The sequence below is a fragment of the Sphingobium sp. SG1 genome, assembly GCF_057063145.1.
This window is the reverse complement of sequence record NZ_JBVVOJ010000002.1, coordinates 449,767-465,458: the sequence shown is the minus strand read 5'-3', so window position 1 is coordinate 465,458 and position 15,692 is coordinate 449,767. Positions and strand designations below refer to the sequence as shown.

The window sequence follows — 15,692 nt, the reverse complement described above, 5'->3', positions numbered from 1 at the left end:
ATTTGGTATACGATGTACGGTTCACCGAAAATTTAGGCAACAGGCAGAGTCATGATCCCGAAAAACATCGCATATTCCGCCCTTCCCCTGCTGCTGACGGCACTGGCTGCGCCGTCGATCGCCGCCGACAAGCCTGCCCCGGCGGAGAAGGAAGAGGCCAAGAAAGACGATAGCGCCGTCGCCCCGGTCGAGGAACAGGCGATGCCCAGCCGCGGGTCGGTGACGGTCGCCGGCAAGTTGATCCACTATACCGCCACGCCCGGCACGCTGACGATCCGCAACGATGCCGGCGAGCCGATCGCGAGCATGTTCTACACCGCCTATGTCGCCGATCGGGCCAAGGGCGCGAAGGAACGCCCCGTCACCTTCCTGTTCAACGGCGGTCCGGGTTCGTCGACCATGTGGCTGCACGTCGGCTCCTTTGGCCCCGTCCGGGTGGATACCCCCACGCCCGATACCGCCCGCCCCGCGCCCTTCGCCATCGGCCCCAATCCCGACAGCCTGATCGACCGCAGCGACCTGGTCTTCATCGACGCGATCGGCACCGGCCTGTCGCGCCCGCTCGGCAAGGCACAGGGCAAGGATTTCTGGGGCGTCGATCCGGACATCGATGCCTTTGCCAGCGCCATCCAGCGCTATCTGACGATCAACAATCGCTGGAATGCGCCCAAATTCCTGCTCGGCGAAAGCTATGGCACGCTGCGCGCTGCTGGCCTGGTCAACACGTTGCAGGAACGCGGCGTGCAGATGAACGGCGTGGTGCTGCTGTCGTCGATCCTGAACTATGGCATCCGCAATCCGGGCTATGACCAGATCAACGTCACCTATCTGCCCAGCTATGCCGCCACCGCCTGGTATCATAACCGCCTGCCCAACCGGCCGGCGACGCTGGAGCCGTTCCTGAGCGAAGTGCGCGCCTTTGCCCTGGGGCCCTATCTGTCCGCACTGGCCAAGGGCGACGACCTGCCCGATGGTGAGCGCGATGCGATCGCCACCCAGCTCGCCGCCTATACCGGCCTGTCCAAGGGATTCATCCTGCAGAACAAGCTGCGCATCGATCTCGGCCGGTTCCGCAAGGAGCTGATGCGCGACAGCAGCCGCACCGTCGGACGGCTGGATTCTCGCTTCGTCGGCATCGATGTCGACGACAGCGCCGCCGACCCCGAATTTGACGCGGCCGACACATCGATCAGCGGCGCCTATATCGCCGCGCTCAATTCCTATCTGTTCGGCACGCTCGGCTACAAGACGCCGCTCAGCTACCGCCCGAATTTCTACAAGGAGATCAGCCCGGCCTGGGACCAGCGCCATCGCGCACCGGGCGGCGGCGGCCGGCCGATGCCGGCGGCGGACACCGCGCTGGACCTGGCCCGCGCGATGCGCACCAACAGCCATCTCAAGGTGCTGTCGCTCAACGGCTATTATGACATGGCGACGCCCTTTGCCGGCGCCGAATATGACCTGAAGCACATGCAACTCGACAAGGCGCTGCAGGCCAATATCAGCTATCGCTATTATGAATCTGGGCACATGATCTACATCCACCCGGAGTCCATGAAGGGCCTGCGTCGCGACCTGCTGGCCTTCTACGACAGCGCGACGGAATAGGCGGCAGGACGGGGGATGGTCTGCCTATCATCCTCCCCTGCCAGCACCTGACCGAGGGGCGTCGCCCGTTCGATAGCGGAACACCCCTCCACCGGCTTCGCCGGTCCCCCTCCCCTTGCAGGGGAGGAATGGACATCCGGCTTTGCCCGCTTGCAGACGGCAGGCAACGCCCTCAGGGCATTGGCTGATCCACCACGAACAGGTGCGTCTGCGGCAGGGTCTGAAGATCGACTTCCTTGCCCGCGACGAACAGCCGGCCAAGGCGGCGGATATTATGGATGTCGGCTAGCGGATCGGCATCGAGCAGCAGCAGGTCGGCGATCTTGCCCGGCTCTACCGTGCCCAGATCCTGTAGTCGCCCGGCGGCCCGTGCGCCGTTGCGGGTTGCCGCGACGATCGCCTGCATCGGCGTCATGCCCAGTTCCACCAGCCCCTCGATCGCCAGCAGGCTCCCCTCGCCCGGCTCCTGCTCCGGCGATTTGGGGCTGCGGCGAAATTCAGGCGCATCACCCAGATAATTGTCGGTCGCGATCGTGACGGGACATCCGGCCGCGACCAGCCGCTCGGCATTGCGCCGCTCGATCTCCGCATCGTCGCCGCGCATCGCTGCCCGGCGACGCAGTTCGGTGCTGGTCAGCGCCGGCGGCATCTGCGCAATGTCCGCCATCGCCCTGGCGCGCCTGGCGATCTGCTTCTGTCGTACCGCGCCGGTGACCATGTTGGACCGCATCGCGCACAATGTCCCCTTTGACAGGATCAGCGCGATCAGATCGTCGGGATAGTCGCGGCTCAATATCTCGGGATGCTGGATCAGGTCGATCCCCGCCTCGACCGCCAGGCGCAGTCCTTCCGAACTGGTGGCATGGGTTTCGGCCATCTTGCCGCGCTTATGCGCCTCCGCCACGATCACCGCCTGCTGGCGCGGCGAGAAACCGATCAGCGAGGGCATCATGAAATGGCTGGTGCCGCCATATTTGAGGAAATCGACGCCCCGATCGAGATAGGCGCTGACGGCAGCGCGCAATTGTTCCGGCGTCATGTCCATCAATTCCTCACCCATGCCCTGGGCCAGCATGTCGTTCCACTGTTCCTGGAACAGGGTCAGGTCACGATCGCCGGTCAGCGAATAGGTCAGCGAAAATGGCCCGCCCCAGCCCAATATATTGCCCGCCACCAGCATGCGCGCGCCGATCGCCTGGCCGCTGGCGATCCGGTCGCGCACCGCCAGCAGCGGCGGCAGCACGCCATAGCTGTCACGCATGGTGGTGACGCCCGCGCGCAACTGGCGCTGGGCAAATTCGAGCGCCAGTTCCTCGTTCCGGTCGGCATAGCGCGATGAGGTGTCGCGGCGCGCCGGGTTGCCATAGACGGTCGCATGAACATTGGAGTCGATGAAGCCGGGCAGCAGATAGCGCCCGCGGCCGTCGACCTGCCGGGCCGAGGCCGGCGCCTTCAGCTTTGCGCCGATCGCTGCGATGCGCCCATCCGCAACGAGCACGTCCTGCCCCGCCTTTGCTGCGGCCCCGGTGCCGTCGATGACGGTTACGTCGCGTATCCATATTGTTTCAGCTGCAACAATATCGGGCCGGAACAGCCCCAGAGCCGCTCCAGACAGCAGCAGGGCACGAACAATTTTTCTATTTATTTTCATATTACTAACTCCCCGTTCGACACTTTTCGCCGGCCACTGCGGACTGACATTTAACTGCAATCTTGACAGCCTCCTGCAGCCTCAGCATGATTAAAGTATACGATATTCAATATACATTGAAGCGGTCAAAGAGCCGCAAAGACAGAGAGAGGAGCTGAAAACCCGTCCGGGGGACCGTCAGGCGGTCCGGTACGCAGGAGCCGACATCGGCGCAGCATCCCACATTGCTGCGCATGCAAAATCATAATCTGTGTCGAATGAATTGAATCCTAGCGATTACAAGGGGATAGACTAATGATGACGATCCGACCGGCGGGCCTATATGGCCGCCGCAATGCCTTGCTGTTGCTGTCGACCATCCTGGCCGGCGGCGGCTTGGGTTCCGCCGCCCAAGCCCAGGAGGCGACCCAGCCCTCCACCGATATCGTCGTCACCGGGTCGCGCCTGGTCCGCACCGATCTGACCGCGCCCAGCCCGATCTCGGTCATGGGCAGCGAGGATGTAAAGCTGTCCGGCAACGTCACGCTGGAAAAGACCCTGAACGAGATGCCGCAGCTGGCGTCGGGCAACACCTCTACCGTCAATAATGGCGGCGGGTCGGGCGTGCTGACCGCCAATCTGCGCGGTCTGGGCAACACCCGCACGCTGGTGCTGGTCAATGGCCGCCGCTTCATCCCCGCCGATTCCAACGGCAATGTCGACCTTGCCTCCATTCCCGACGCCCTCATCAAGCGGGTCGAGATCATCACCGGCGGCGCTTCGGCCGTCTATGGCTCCGACGCGATCGCCGGCGCGGTCAACTTCATCCTCGACGACAAGTTCGAGGGCGTCGAAGCCAGCGCCCAATATGGCATCAGCGACCGCGGCGACGCCGAATCGAAGAAGCTCGACCTGACGTTCGGCACCAGCACCGCCGATGGCCGGGGCAATATCACCCTGTCGGGCAGCTGGACGCGCCAGTCGTCGATCACCCAGAATGATCGTGGTTTCAGCCGCACGCCACTCGGCGAAGTCAATGGCCAGCTGGTCTATTCGGGGTCGGGAAGCATCCCCGGCACGCGCGTCCCGCTGAGCGCCGCGCAGCGCGCCGCCCTGACCGGCGTCAACCTGACCCCCGGTGGCAGCTGCACGTCCGTCACCGGCATTCGTTTTGGCGAGAATGGCACCGTCCTGCCCTATTGCCAGCCGGAAGATACCTACAACTACGCCCCCTATAATCTGCTACAGCGTCCGCTCGATCGCTTCAACGTCGCCGCCAACGCCCATTATGAGGTGGCCGACAAGATCACTGCCTATGCCGAGGCCTATTTCGTCAACGCCAAGAATGACATGATCCTGGCGCCCGACAGCTTCACCCCGCTGACGCCCGGCGCCGCGTCATCGACATTGCTGATCCCCAACTATGCCAGCAATCCGGTGCTGCCCGAAAGCCTGCGCCAGTTCTTCACCAACAATGCCGCCATCTTCGACACCAATGGTGACGGCACGGCAGAAATCGTCGGCGGCGGCCGCCGCGCCGACGAACTGGGCACGCGCAACTATCGCTACGAACGGCAATCCTACCAGATCACCACCGGCCTGCGCGGCGACGTATCGCTGCTGGGCAGCGACTGGAAGTGGGACGCCTTCTACCAATATATGCGCAACCGCACCGACACCCGCAACGAGGGTCTGATCTCGCAGACCCGCCTGTCGATGGGCCTGGACGCGGTCATCGATTCCTCGGGCAATGTCGTCTGTCGCAACCAGTCGCTGGGCTGCGTCCCCGTGTCGATCCTGGGCCTCAATTCGATCAGCCCGGAAGCCGGCGCCTTCCTGACCCCGGTCCGCGAAAGCCATGACATCTTCACCCGCCAGGTCGCGGGCGCCAGCATCGCCGGCACCCTGTTCGAACTGCCGGCCGGCCCCGTCTCGGTCGCGTTGGGCGCCGAATATCGCAAGGACAAATACACGTTCAGCCCCAGCCCGCTCGACCTGGCCAACGAATATGGCGCGGTGTCGCAAAAGGCGCTGGCGGGTGCCTATGACGTCAAGGAATTGTTCGGCGAACTGCGCATCCCGATCCTGGCGGACATGCCCTTCTTCGACACGCTCGCGATCGAGGGTGCGGCCCGCTATTCGGATTACAGCTCGGTCGGCAAGGTCTTCACCTGGAAGCTGGGCGGCGAATATGCCCCGGTCAGCTGGATCCGCATCCGTGGCGCCTATAACAGCGCGATCCGCGCGCCCAATATCGCCGAACTCTATACGGCGGTGACGCGCGGCTATTCCAGCGGCACCGATCCCTGCGCCATCCCGACCTCCGGCGGCGACAGCCGCAGCGACGCGCTCAAGAATTTCTGCGTCGCCACCGGCGTACCGGCGGGCGAAATCGCCAACTTCACCCAGGCGACGCTCGGCCTCAACCAGGACAGCGGCGGCAACCCGAACCTGCATGAGGAAAAGTCGAAGACCTACACGATCGGTGCCGTCATCTCGCCGCCCTTCATCCCGCGCCTCAACATCACGGTCGACTATTTCAACGTGAAGGTCGACGACGCGATCATGACCGTCAACGCGCAGCAGACGATGAACGACTGCTACACGATGATGGATGCCGGCAGCGCCACCTGCCGGGCGATCACGCGCCTGGGCAATGGTCAGCTCGACTATGTCAGCGTGTCGAGCAACAATATCGGCTCGCTCAAGGTCAACGGTATCGACGCGCAGGTCGATTATCGCGTGCCGCTGCCCGGTGCGCTGTCGCTGGGCGACGATGCCAGCCTGTCGCTGCAGGCGATCGCCAGCTGGCTGTTCGAGCGCACGACGCAGGTGCTCGCCACCTCCGCCCCGCAGGATTGCGCCGGCTATTATGGCGCGGGCTGTTCGGTCGGCACCGGCGGCTTCATCACCCCGGACTTCAAGCTGAACCTGGGTGCCACCTATGCCAGCGGCCCCTTAAGCTTCCGCCTGCAGGGCCGGATGATCGGCGACCTGAAGCTCTATCCGACCGCGACCAATGTGGTGAAGTCGGTGGACCCGGTCTGGTATCTCGACACCAGCTTCTCGATCGACGCGACGGAGACCTTCTCCTTCTTCGGCGGCGTCAACAACCTGCTCGATCGCCAGCCGCCGATCCTGGGCACGACGCTGGTCGGCGACGCCAATACCGACGTGTCGCTCTATGACACGCTGGGTCGCCGCTACTTCATCGGCGCGCGGATGAAGTTCTGATCCGACGAGCAGGCGGGCCGGGACAGTGATGCTCCGGCCCGCCTTTCACAACAGCGATAAAGGAGAGCGTCGCATGGCCGTCCGGTCCCGTCCCATTCTCGCCCTGGCGGCGCTGCTCCTGAGCGGCAGCGCGCTCGCGGCGCCCGAAGCATCCAATGCGCCGGCAGCAAAGGCGGCCGATCCCATTCCCGCCCGCAACCAGGGCGTAGGCCCGTTTCAGCGCACGGTGCTGCGCCATGTCTATATGATCGACGGCACCGGCGCCCCGGCGCAGGGGCCGTTCGACATCGTCCTGTCGAACGACCGCATCGCCGAGATCAAGTCGATCGGCGCGCCCGGCGCGATCAATCCGGCGCTGCGCGCCGCGCCCGGCGACCATGAGATCGACCTGGCCGGCGCCTATGTCATGCCCGGCTTCGTCGACGCCCATGTCCATCTTCATTCGCTGAGCGACGCGCAGAAAGTGCCGTCCGACTATATCCTCAAGCTCTGGATGGCGCATGGCATCACCTCCGTCCGCGACCTGGGCAGCGGCCATCCGATCGAATGGCTGGCCGACATCAAGGCCCGCAGCGCCCGCAACGAGATCGTCGCCCCGCGCATCGACATCTATCCGATGTTCCACCAGATACGCGGCCCCGTGAACGACGCCGCCACCGCCCGCGCGGTGATCCAGGAAGCCAAGAAGCGCGGCGCCGACGGCATCAAGTTCATCGGCGGCGCGCCGGAGGACGTGCTCTACGCCGCGCTCGACGAGACGAAGAAGCTCGGCCTGCACAGCACCATGCACCATGCCCAGCAGCTGGTCGCCTATGCCAATTTGCTGGGCACGTCGGGCGCGGGCCTGGAAAGCATGGAACATTGGTATGGCCTGCCCGAGGCGATGTTTACCGACCAGCGTATCCAGGCCTTCCCCACCGACTTCATCAACAATGACGAACAGATGCGCTTCGGCGAGGCCGGGCGGCTGTGGGCGCAGGCGGCCGAGCCGGGATCGGACCAGTGGAACAAGGTGATGGACACGCTGCTGGAACGCGGCTTCACCCTGGACCCGACCTTCACCGCCTATCTCACCAGCCGGGACTTCATGCGGATGAGCCGGGCGCAATGGCATGCCGATTACACCATGCCGGCGCTGTGGGACTATTATCGCCCCAGCCGCACCAATCATGGCGCCTATTGGTTCGACTGGACCACCGAGCATGAAATGGCGTGGAAGGACAATTATCGCCGCTGGATGCGGTTCGTGAATGATTACAAGAACCGCGGCGGCCGCGTCACCGTGGGCAGCGATAGCGGCTATATCTACAATCTCTATGGCTTCGGCTATATCCAGGAGATGGAATTGCTGCGCGAGGCGGGGTTCAGCCCGCTGGAGGTGATCCACGCCGCGACGCAGGAAGGCGCCCGACTGCTCGGCCATGAGGACCAGATCGGCACCATCCGCGTCGGCCGCAAGGCGGACCTGGTGGTCATCAAGGGCAACCCGCTGGCCAACATGAAATTGCTGTTCGGCACCGGATCGATCAGGCTCAATGATGCGACCGGCAAGGTCGATCGGGTCGGCGGCGTCGATTACACGATCAAGGACGGCATCATCTATGATGCAAAGGCGTTGCGCGCGGAAATCCGCGCCATGGTCGCCCGGCAGAAGGCCGAGCGCGGCATGCCACCGGGCATCATGACGGTCGAGAATGCGGAGGCCTCTACGCTACCATGAGGTCTTCGCACGACAGGCAGAAGGCGGCCTTTGAGGCCTGACCGGAGCCTGTCGACGGGCGCTCTTTCCTGTTGCCGACAGCCCTTGTCGGCAGCGGGGAAGAGCGCCGATTTGCCTTTACCCCGTCAACCGCCCGCCGGGCCGAAGCGAGCCACCATGTCATAGGCGTCAGCCAGGAAGACCTGGCGGACATAGGTGATCGGATCGCCGCCGCGCCAGGTATGGCGCTCGACGCACAGGCAGGGCGCGCCGGGCGCGATGCCGAGCAGGGTCGCCTCCTCCCGCGTTGCGCCCACCGCCGAAATCCGGTTTTCCGCCTCGGTCCAGGGCACATGCTGCAGCAGCCAGGTGCCCGGCGAAATGCTGTCGAAATCGCCATCGACGATCGCGGGCACGGCGCGGGTCGCGATCAGGCGATGCTCCACCGCCAGCGGCCGATCATCGGCGCAATGAATGCCATCCAGTTCCAGCAGTTGCGCGCCATTGGCCAGAGCCGCTTCCTCGTCACGCCCCGCAATCGGGCCGCGCAGCTGCCGCCTGGTCAGGCGATAGCTGTGGCGCTGGCCGCGCTCGCCGATCTGGACGGCAAGGTCCGGGATATCGAGCACCATCGAATGGACGCGCGGCCGCGCGACGAAGCTGCCCGCCTTCTTACGCCGCTCGACCAGGCCAGCCGATTGCAACGCCGACAGCGCCTTGCTCACGGTCATGCGCGAACAGCCATGGGCCTGCATCAGTTCCTGCTCGGTCGGCAGCCGGTCGCCCGGCGCCAGCGTGCCGGCCAGGATACGGGCCTCGAAATCGGCGCGGATCTTCTCGTGCAGCGGCTGTTTCACGCGGTCAGTTTCTCCAGCGTCCGGCGATAGCGGGTGGCGATGGCGTCGCGGGCGCGATGCTGCCCGCCGCTTACCATCTGCACGCCCCGGCGCCAGACCGTATCGATCGCCTCCCGCCCCGCACCAAAAATCAGCCCGTCGAGCAGGCGCTCGGCCGGGCGATGGGCCAGCGAAGGATGATTAAGGTCCAGCGTGACAAAATCAGCCGTTGCGCCGACGCGCAATCCGGCCGCGACGCCCAGCGCCTGCGCGCCTCCCGCCACCGCCGAACGATAAAGGCAATCACCGGTCGACATACCCGCATGGCGCGCCAGCACATTGCGCTGCTGCAGGCCCAGGCGCTGGCCATATTCGAGCAGGCGCAATTCCTCGGTCGCGTCGATGCGGACATTGGAATCGCTGCCGACGCCATAGACGCCGCCGGCATCCAGGAAGGGTTCGGCCGGGAAGAGGCCGTCGCCCAGATTGGCTTCGGTGATCGGACAGAGGCCGGCTACCGCGCCGCTGGCCGCCATTGCCCGCGCCTCATCCTCAGTCATATGGGTCGCATGGACCAGGCACCAGCGGTTGCTCACCGGCGCATGATCCAGCAGCCACTCGACCGGCCGCTGGCCGCTCCAGGCGATGCAGTCGGCCACTTCCTTCTGCTGCTCGGCGATGTGGATATGGACCGGATTATGGGCCGCGATCCGGGCGAGCAGCGCCAGTTCGTCGGGTGCGACCGCGCGCAGGCTGTGCGGCGCGACGCCGACCACGGCGTCCGGCAATTTTCGCGCGCCCGTGATGGCCGCCTCGCGCAGCCGGGCAAAACCGTCCAGATCATTGACGAAACGCCGCTGGCCCTCGCTCGGCGGCTGGGCGCCGAAACCCGACCAGGCGTAGAAGACCGGCAGCAGCGTCAGGCCGATGCCGCTTTCCGCCGCCGCCGCCATGATCGCCAGGCTGGCTTCGGCCGGGTCCGCATAGGGCGCGCCGTCCGGGGCGTGATGCAGATAGTGAAATTCGCCGACGCGAGTGAAGCCGCTTTCCAGCATCTCGAGATAGGCCTGGGCCGCGATCGCCGCGATATCATCCGGGTCCATACGGTCGACGAAGCGGTACATGAGGTCGCGCCAGGTCCAGAAACTGTCGCCCGCCGGGCCGCGCACCTCGGTCAGCCCCGCCATCGCCCGCTGAAAGGCATGGCTGTGCAGATTGGGCAGGCCCGGCAGCGCGACAGGGTGACGGATATCCTCGGCCTGCGGGGCGGCGCCTTGCTCGATCGACGCGATCGCACCGTCATGAAGCACCATCCGGACGTCCCGCGCCCATTCCTGCGGCAGCAATACATGGTCGAAAAACAGGGACGTCATGGACTGCAAATCTCCTGGACCGATATAATGTCTATACATTAAATATCGAATCATGCAATCTGGGCGGGAGGCCGTGAAGGGAGGCTGGCGATGACGATGATATGCGACCGGCTATGGACCAATGCCCGGCTGGCGACGATGGCGGGTGATGGGATCGGCGCGGTCGAGGATGGTGTGATCGCCGCGCGCGATGGCCGCATCGTCTATGCAGGTCCGCGTGCCGATGCCCCAGCATTCGCCCCCGTTGAGACAATCGACTGCGCCGGCCGCTGGATCACGCCGGGCCTGATCGACTGCCACACCCATCTGGTCCATGGCGGCGATCGCGCCGCCGAGTTCGAGCTGCGCCTGGCCGGCGCCTCCTATGAGGACATTGCCCGAGCCGGCGGCGGCATCGTCTCGACCATGCGCGCCACCCGCGCAGCGAGCGAGGCGGAACTGGTCGCCAGCGCCCTGCCCCGGCTCGACGCGCTGATCGCCGAGGGCGCAACCACGGTCGAGGTCAAGTCCGGCTACGGCCTCGATCTCGCGTCCGAACTGCGAATGCTGCGCGCCGCGCGCCAACTGGGCCGTGAACGGCCGGTGTGGATCGTCTCCACTTTCCTCGGGGCCCACGCCCTGCCGCCCGAATATGCCGGCGATGCCGATGGCTATATTGCGATGCTGTGCGATGAATTGCTGCCCGCCGTCGCGGCCGAAGGGCTGGCCGACGCGGTCGACGCCTTTTGCGAGGGGATCGGCTTTTCGCCAACGCAGACGGACCGGCTGTTCACCGCCGCGCGCGCGCTCGGCCTGCCGGTCAAGCTCCATGCCGAACAGCTTTCCAACCTGCATGGCGCGGCGCTCGCCGCCAGCCATGGCGCGCTGTCGGCCGATCATCTGGAATATCTGGACGAAGACGGCATCGCCGCCATGGCCCGCGCCGGCACGGTCGCGACCTTGCTGCCCGGCGCCTATTATTTCGTGCGCGAGACGAAACTGCCGCCGATCGACTGGCTGCGCCGTGCCGGCGTGCCGATCGCGCTGGCGACCGACTGCAACCCCGGCACATCGCCGCTCACCTCGCTGCTGCTGGTGATGAACATGGGCGCGACCCTGTTCCGCCTGACCGTGGACGAATGCCTGGCGGGCGTCACCCGCAATGCCGCGCGCGCGCTCGGCCTTGGCGCCGACATCGGCACGCTGGAGGTCGGCAAACGCTGCGACCTTGCCATTTGGGACATAGAGCGCCCCGCCGAACTGGTTTATCGCATGGGGTATAACCCGCTCCATGCCCGCATCTGGAGTGGTCAATGAACGCTATCATCCTCGTCCCCGGCGAAGCCTCGCTGGCCGACTGGCGCGCCATCTATCGCGGCGCGACGGCGCGCCTCGATGCCGGATCGGCACCGCGCATTGCCGAGAGCGCTGCGGCGGTGGCGCGCATCCTGGCGAAGGGCGAGCCGGTCTATGGCATCAACACCGGCTTCGGAAAGCTGGCGAGCGTGCGGATCGGTGACGAAGACCTGGCCACGCTCCAGCGCAATATCGTGCTGAGCCACGCTGCCGGCACTGGCGCCCCCTCCCCCGTGCCGGTCATCCGCCTGATGATGGCGCTGAAGCTCGCCAGCCTTGGCCAGGGCGCATCGGGCGTACAGCCGCAGACCGTCGCGTTGCTGGAGGCGATGCTGGTCCAGGGGCTGACCCCGGTGGTGCCGGCGCAGGGATCGGTCGGCGCCAGTGGCGACCTCGCCCCCTTGTCGCACATGGCCGCCGCGATGATTGGTGTCGGCGAGATCATGCTGGACGAAGAGCGCCTGCCCGCCGCCGAGGCGCTGGCCCGTGCCGGCCTCGCCCCGCTGGAGCTTGGGCCCAAGGAAGGGCTGGCGCTGCTCAACGGCACCCAATTCTCGACCGCCAATGCGCTCGCCGGCCTGCTCGAGGCGGAAACGCTGTTCCAGTCCGCGCTCGTCACCGGCGCGCTCTCGACCGAAGCGGCCAAGGGCTCCGACACCCCCTTCGATCCGCGCATCCACGCGCTGCGCCGCCATGCCGGGCAGATCGAGACGGCCGATGCGCTGCGCGGCCTGATGGCAGGCAGCGCCATCCGCGCGAGCCATCTGAAGGGCGATGAACGCGTGCAGGATCCCTATTGCCTGCGCTGCCAGCCGCAGGTGATGGGCGCCGCGCTCGACCTTCTGCGTCAGGCAGCAACCACGCTGGCCATCGAGGCCAATGGCGTGTCCGACAATCCGCTGATCTTCCCGGACAGCGACGAGGCGCTGTCAGGCGGCAATTTCCATGCCGAGCCGGTCGCCTTCGCCGCCGACATGATCGCGCTCGCCATCTGCGAGATCGGATCGATCGCTGAGCGCCGCATCGCCATGCTGGTCGATCCCGCGCTGAGCGGCCTGCCCGCCTTCCTGACGCCGAAACCCGGTCTCAATTCCGGTTTCATGATCCCGCAGGTGACGGCCGCCGCTTTGGTCTCGGAGAATAAGCAACGCGCCTATCCGGCCAGCGTGGACTCGATCCCGACCAGCGCCAATCAGGAGGATCATGTCTCCATGGCCGCCCATGGCGCGCGCCGCCTGCTCGACATGGCGGACAATGCCACTGCAGTGATCGGCATCGAATTGCTGGCGGCGGTGCAGGGCATGGACTTTCACGCCCCGCTCACCTCCAGCGCCGCGTTGGAAGCGGCCCGCGCCTGCGTCCGGGATCAGGTGCCGCATCTGACCGACGACCGTCATTTCCATCCCGATATGGAAGCGGCCAACCGCATCGTCCGATCGGGCGCGCTGGTGGCGGCCGCTGGTCACGCCCTGCCGGTGCTGGGATGAACGACTGGCTCGACATCCGGCGGGGCGAGGCGGCGCTGATCGTCGCCTTTCCCCACACCGGCACCGATCTCGCCGATGTCGGCGACGCCTTTCGTTCGCCCTGGATAGCGCGCGCCGATGCCGACTGGTGGGTGGACCAGCTTTACGCCTTCGCTCGCGATCTGGGCGCGACGACGATCCGCACCGCCATTTCGCGCAGCGTGATCGACGTCAATCGCGATCCTTCGGGCGCCTCGCTCTATCCGGGACAGGCGACGACCGAACTCTGCCCGACCACCGATTTCGATGGCACGCCGCTCTATACCGGCGCCGTCCCCGATGCGGCTGAGATCGACCGACGGCGGGCCAACTGGTTCACGCCCTATCATGCTGCGCTGCAGGCGGAGATCGACCGGCTGCGCGCCCGGCACGACCGGGTCGTCGTCTATGACGCCCATTCGATCCGCAGCCATGTGCCACGCCTGTTCGACGGCGCATTGCCGCAGTTCAACATCGGCACCAATTTCGGCACGACCTGTTCAACGGACCTGACCGCCGAGGTCGCCCGGCTCTGCGCGGCAAGTGGCATGAGCCATGTCGTCGACGGCCGTTTCCGTGGCGGCTGGACCACGCGCCATTATGGCCGGCCCGAACAGGGCGTGCATGCAATCCAGATGGAACTCGCCATGCGCGGCTATCTCCACGAACCGGTCGAGCGCACCGAAGCCAGTTGGCCGCCGCCGCTCGACCCGGACCACGCCGCGCCGCTGATCGCCACCCTTACCGCCATCTTGAAGGCCTGCCTCGCCTTCACCCGCCAGGAAGGCTGAACGCCCATGACCCGCATCGACAATAGCCGCATCATCAAACCCGCCACCGGCACCGATCTCAGCGCGAAGAGCTGGCTGACCGAAGCGCCGCTGCGCATGCTGATGAACAATCTCCACCCCGATGTCGCGGAGCGGCCCGAGGAACTGGTCGTCTATGGCGGCATCGGCCGCGCCGCGCGCGACTGGGAAAGCTATGACCGGATCGTCGAGACGCTGAAGCGGCTGGACGACGACCAGACTTTGCTGGTGCAGTCGGGCAAGCCGGTCGGCGTGTTCCGCACCCATCGCGATGCGCCGCGCGTGCTGATCGCCAACTCCAATCTGGTGCCGCACTGGGCCAATTGGGACCATTTCAACGAACTCGATAAGCGGGGCCTGGCCATGTATGGCCAGATGACCGCCGGGAGCTGGATCTATATCGGCACCCAGGGCATCGTGCAGGGCACATACGAAACCTTCGTCGAGATGGGTCGCCAGCATCATGGCGGCAGCCTCAGCGGCAAATGGCTGCTGACGGCGGGCCTGGGCGGCATGGGCGGCGCACAGCCGCTCGCCGCGGTCATGGCCGGCGCGTCCTGCCTTGCGATCGAATGCCAGCCCAGCCGCATCGAGATGCGCCTGCGCACCGGTTATCTGGATGTCGCGGCCGCGACGATCGAGGAAGCCATGGCGATCATCGAGAAAAGCTGCGCGGAAAAAAAGCCCGTCTCGGTCGGCCTGCTCGGCAATGCCGCCGAAATCCTCCCCGACATGTTCGCGCGCGGCATCCGCCCCGACCTTCTGACCGACCAAACCAGCGCTCATGACCCGATAAACGGCTACCTGCCCGCCGGCTGGAGTGTTGCCGAGTGGATCGAACGGCGCGAGCGCGAGCCCGAAGCGGTGGCAAAGGCCGCCAAGGCCAGCATGGCGGTTCATGTCCGCGCCATGCTGGATTTCCAGGCAGCCGGCGTCCCCACGACCGACTATGGCAATAATATCCGCCAGATGGCGAAGGACGAGGGCGTCGACAATGCCTTCGACTTCCCCGGCTTCGTGCCCGCCTATATCCGCCCGCTCTTCTGCCGCGGCATCGGCCCGTTCCGCTGGGCGGCGCTGTCCGGCGATCCGGAGGATATCTACAAGACCGACGCCAAGGTGAAGGAACTGCTGCCCGACAACGCCCATCTCCACAACTGGCTCGACATGGCGCGGGAGAAGATCCACTTCCAGGGCTTGCCCGCGCGCATCTGCTGGGTCGGGCTGGGCGATCGCCATCGCCTTGGCCTCGCCTTCAACGAGATGGTGGCGAAGGGGGAATTGAAGGCCCCCGTCGTCATCGGCCGCGACCATCTCGACAGCGGGTCGGTCGCCTCCCCCAATCGCGAGACCGAAGCGATGATGGACGGGTCGGACGCGGTCAGCGACTGGCCGCTGCTCAACGCCCTGCTCAACACCGCGTCGGGCGCGACCTGGGTATCGCTGCACCATGGTGGCGGCGTCGGCATGGGTTATAGCCAGCATAGCGGCATGGTCATCGTCGCCGACGGCACGGCGGAAGCGGCCGCACGGCTGGAACGGGTGTTGTGGAACGACCCAGCCACCGGTGTGATGCGCCATGCCGATGCGGGCTACGAGATTGCGCGCGACTGTGCCCGTGACAAGGGACTGGATTTGCCGGGGATATTGGGCTGAGCCGTCG

The 15,692-nt window shown here is 65.8% G+C and carries 10 protein-coding genes; 7 read left to right on the top strand and 3 right to left on the bottom strand.

Annotated features, from left to right (window positions below):
• The first annotated feature begins 51 nt into the window (after window positions 1-51).
• The gene (locus AC0KVN_RS07585; protein ID WP_435566566.1) at window positions 52-1,608 is read left to right on the top strand and encodes a S10 family peptidase; all 1,557 of its coding nucleotides are present in this window, start codon (window positions 52-54) and stop codon (window positions 1,606-1,608) included.
• 172 nt (window positions 1,609-1,780) lie between these two features.
• Here AC0KVN_RS07585 and AC0KVN_RS07580 read toward each other — a convergent pair whose 3' ends face one another.
• On the bottom strand, window positions 1,781-3,259 hold the full coding sequence (locus tag AC0KVN_RS07580) for an amidohydrolase family protein (protein ID WP_483656039.1): 1,479 nt from the start codon (window positions 3,257-3,259) through the stop codon (window positions 1,781-1,783).
• A 294-nt stretch (window positions 3,260-3,553) separates the two neighbouring features.
• Between AC0KVN_RS07580 and AC0KVN_RS07575 the strand changes: the two genes are divergently transcribed.
• Together AC0KVN_RS07575 and AC0KVN_RS07570 are read left to right on the top strand one after the other, a co-directional pair.
• Window positions 3,554-6,472 (top strand): TonB-dependent receptor domain-containing protein, encoded by a 2,919-nt coding sequence (locus AC0KVN_RS07575; RefSeq protein ID WP_435566564.1) that lies wholly within the window; start codon window positions 3,554-3,556, stop codon window positions 6,470-6,472.
• 73 nt (window positions 6,473-6,545) lie between these two features.
• The gene (locus AC0KVN_RS07570) at window positions 6,546-8,192 is read left to right on the top strand and encodes an amidohydrolase family protein (RefSeq protein ID WP_483656038.1); all 1,647 of its coding nucleotides are present in this window, start codon (window positions 6,546-6,548) and stop codon (window positions 8,190-8,192) included.
• Window positions 8,193-8,317: 125 nt separating this feature from the next.
• Here the strand turns inward: AC0KVN_RS07570 and hutC are convergent, their stop codons facing one another.
• Window positions 8,318-9,028 carry a histidine utilization repressor gene (hutC, locus tag AC0KVN_RS07565; protein ID WP_435566562.1) on the bottom strand — a complete coding sequence of 237 codons (711 nt, stop codon included), beginning with the start codon at window positions 9,026-9,028 and terminating at the stop codon, window positions 8,318-8,320.
• Window positions 9,025-10,380, bottom strand: coding sequence for a formimidoylglutamate deiminase (locus AC0KVN_RS07560; RefSeq protein WP_435566561.1), 1,356 nt, complete (start codon window positions 10,378-10,380; stop codon window positions 9,025-9,027). Before AC0KVN_RS07560 ends, hutC begins: the two co-directional genes overlap by 4 nt.
• 96 nt (window positions 10,381-10,476) lie before the next feature.
• Here AC0KVN_RS07560 and hutI point away from each other — a divergent pair, with 96 nt between their 5' ends.
• The 4 genes from hutI to hutU are packed head-to-tail and all read left to right on the top strand — an operon-like array spanning window position 10,477 to window position 15,685.
• Complete coding sequence (gene hutI / locus AC0KVN_RS07555) at window positions 10,477-11,676, top strand: imidazolonepropionase (RefSeq protein ID WP_435566630.1); 1,200 nt, start codon at window positions 10,477-10,479, stop codon at window positions 11,674-11,676.
• On the top strand, window positions 11,673-13,202 hold the full coding sequence (gene hutH / locus AC0KVN_RS07550; protein WP_435566560.1) for a histidine ammonia-lyase: 1,530 nt from the start codon (window positions 11,673-11,675) through the stop codon (window positions 13,200-13,202). Before hutI ends, hutH begins: the two co-directional genes overlap by 4 nt.
• Window positions 13,199-14,011 (top strand): N-formylglutamate deformylase, encoded by an 813-nt coding sequence (gene hutG / locus AC0KVN_RS07545; protein ID WP_435566559.1) that lies wholly within the window; start codon window positions 13,199-13,201, stop codon window positions 14,009-14,011. Before hutH ends, hutG begins: the two co-directional genes overlap by 4 nt.
• Window positions 14,012-14,017: 6 nt before the next feature.
• Window positions 14,018-15,685, top strand: a complete 1,668-nt coding sequence (gene hutU / locus AC0KVN_RS07540) for a urocanate hydratase (protein WP_435566558.1) — start codon at window positions 14,018-14,020, stop codon at window positions 15,683-15,685.
• Window positions 15,686-15,692: the final 7 nt, after the last annotated feature.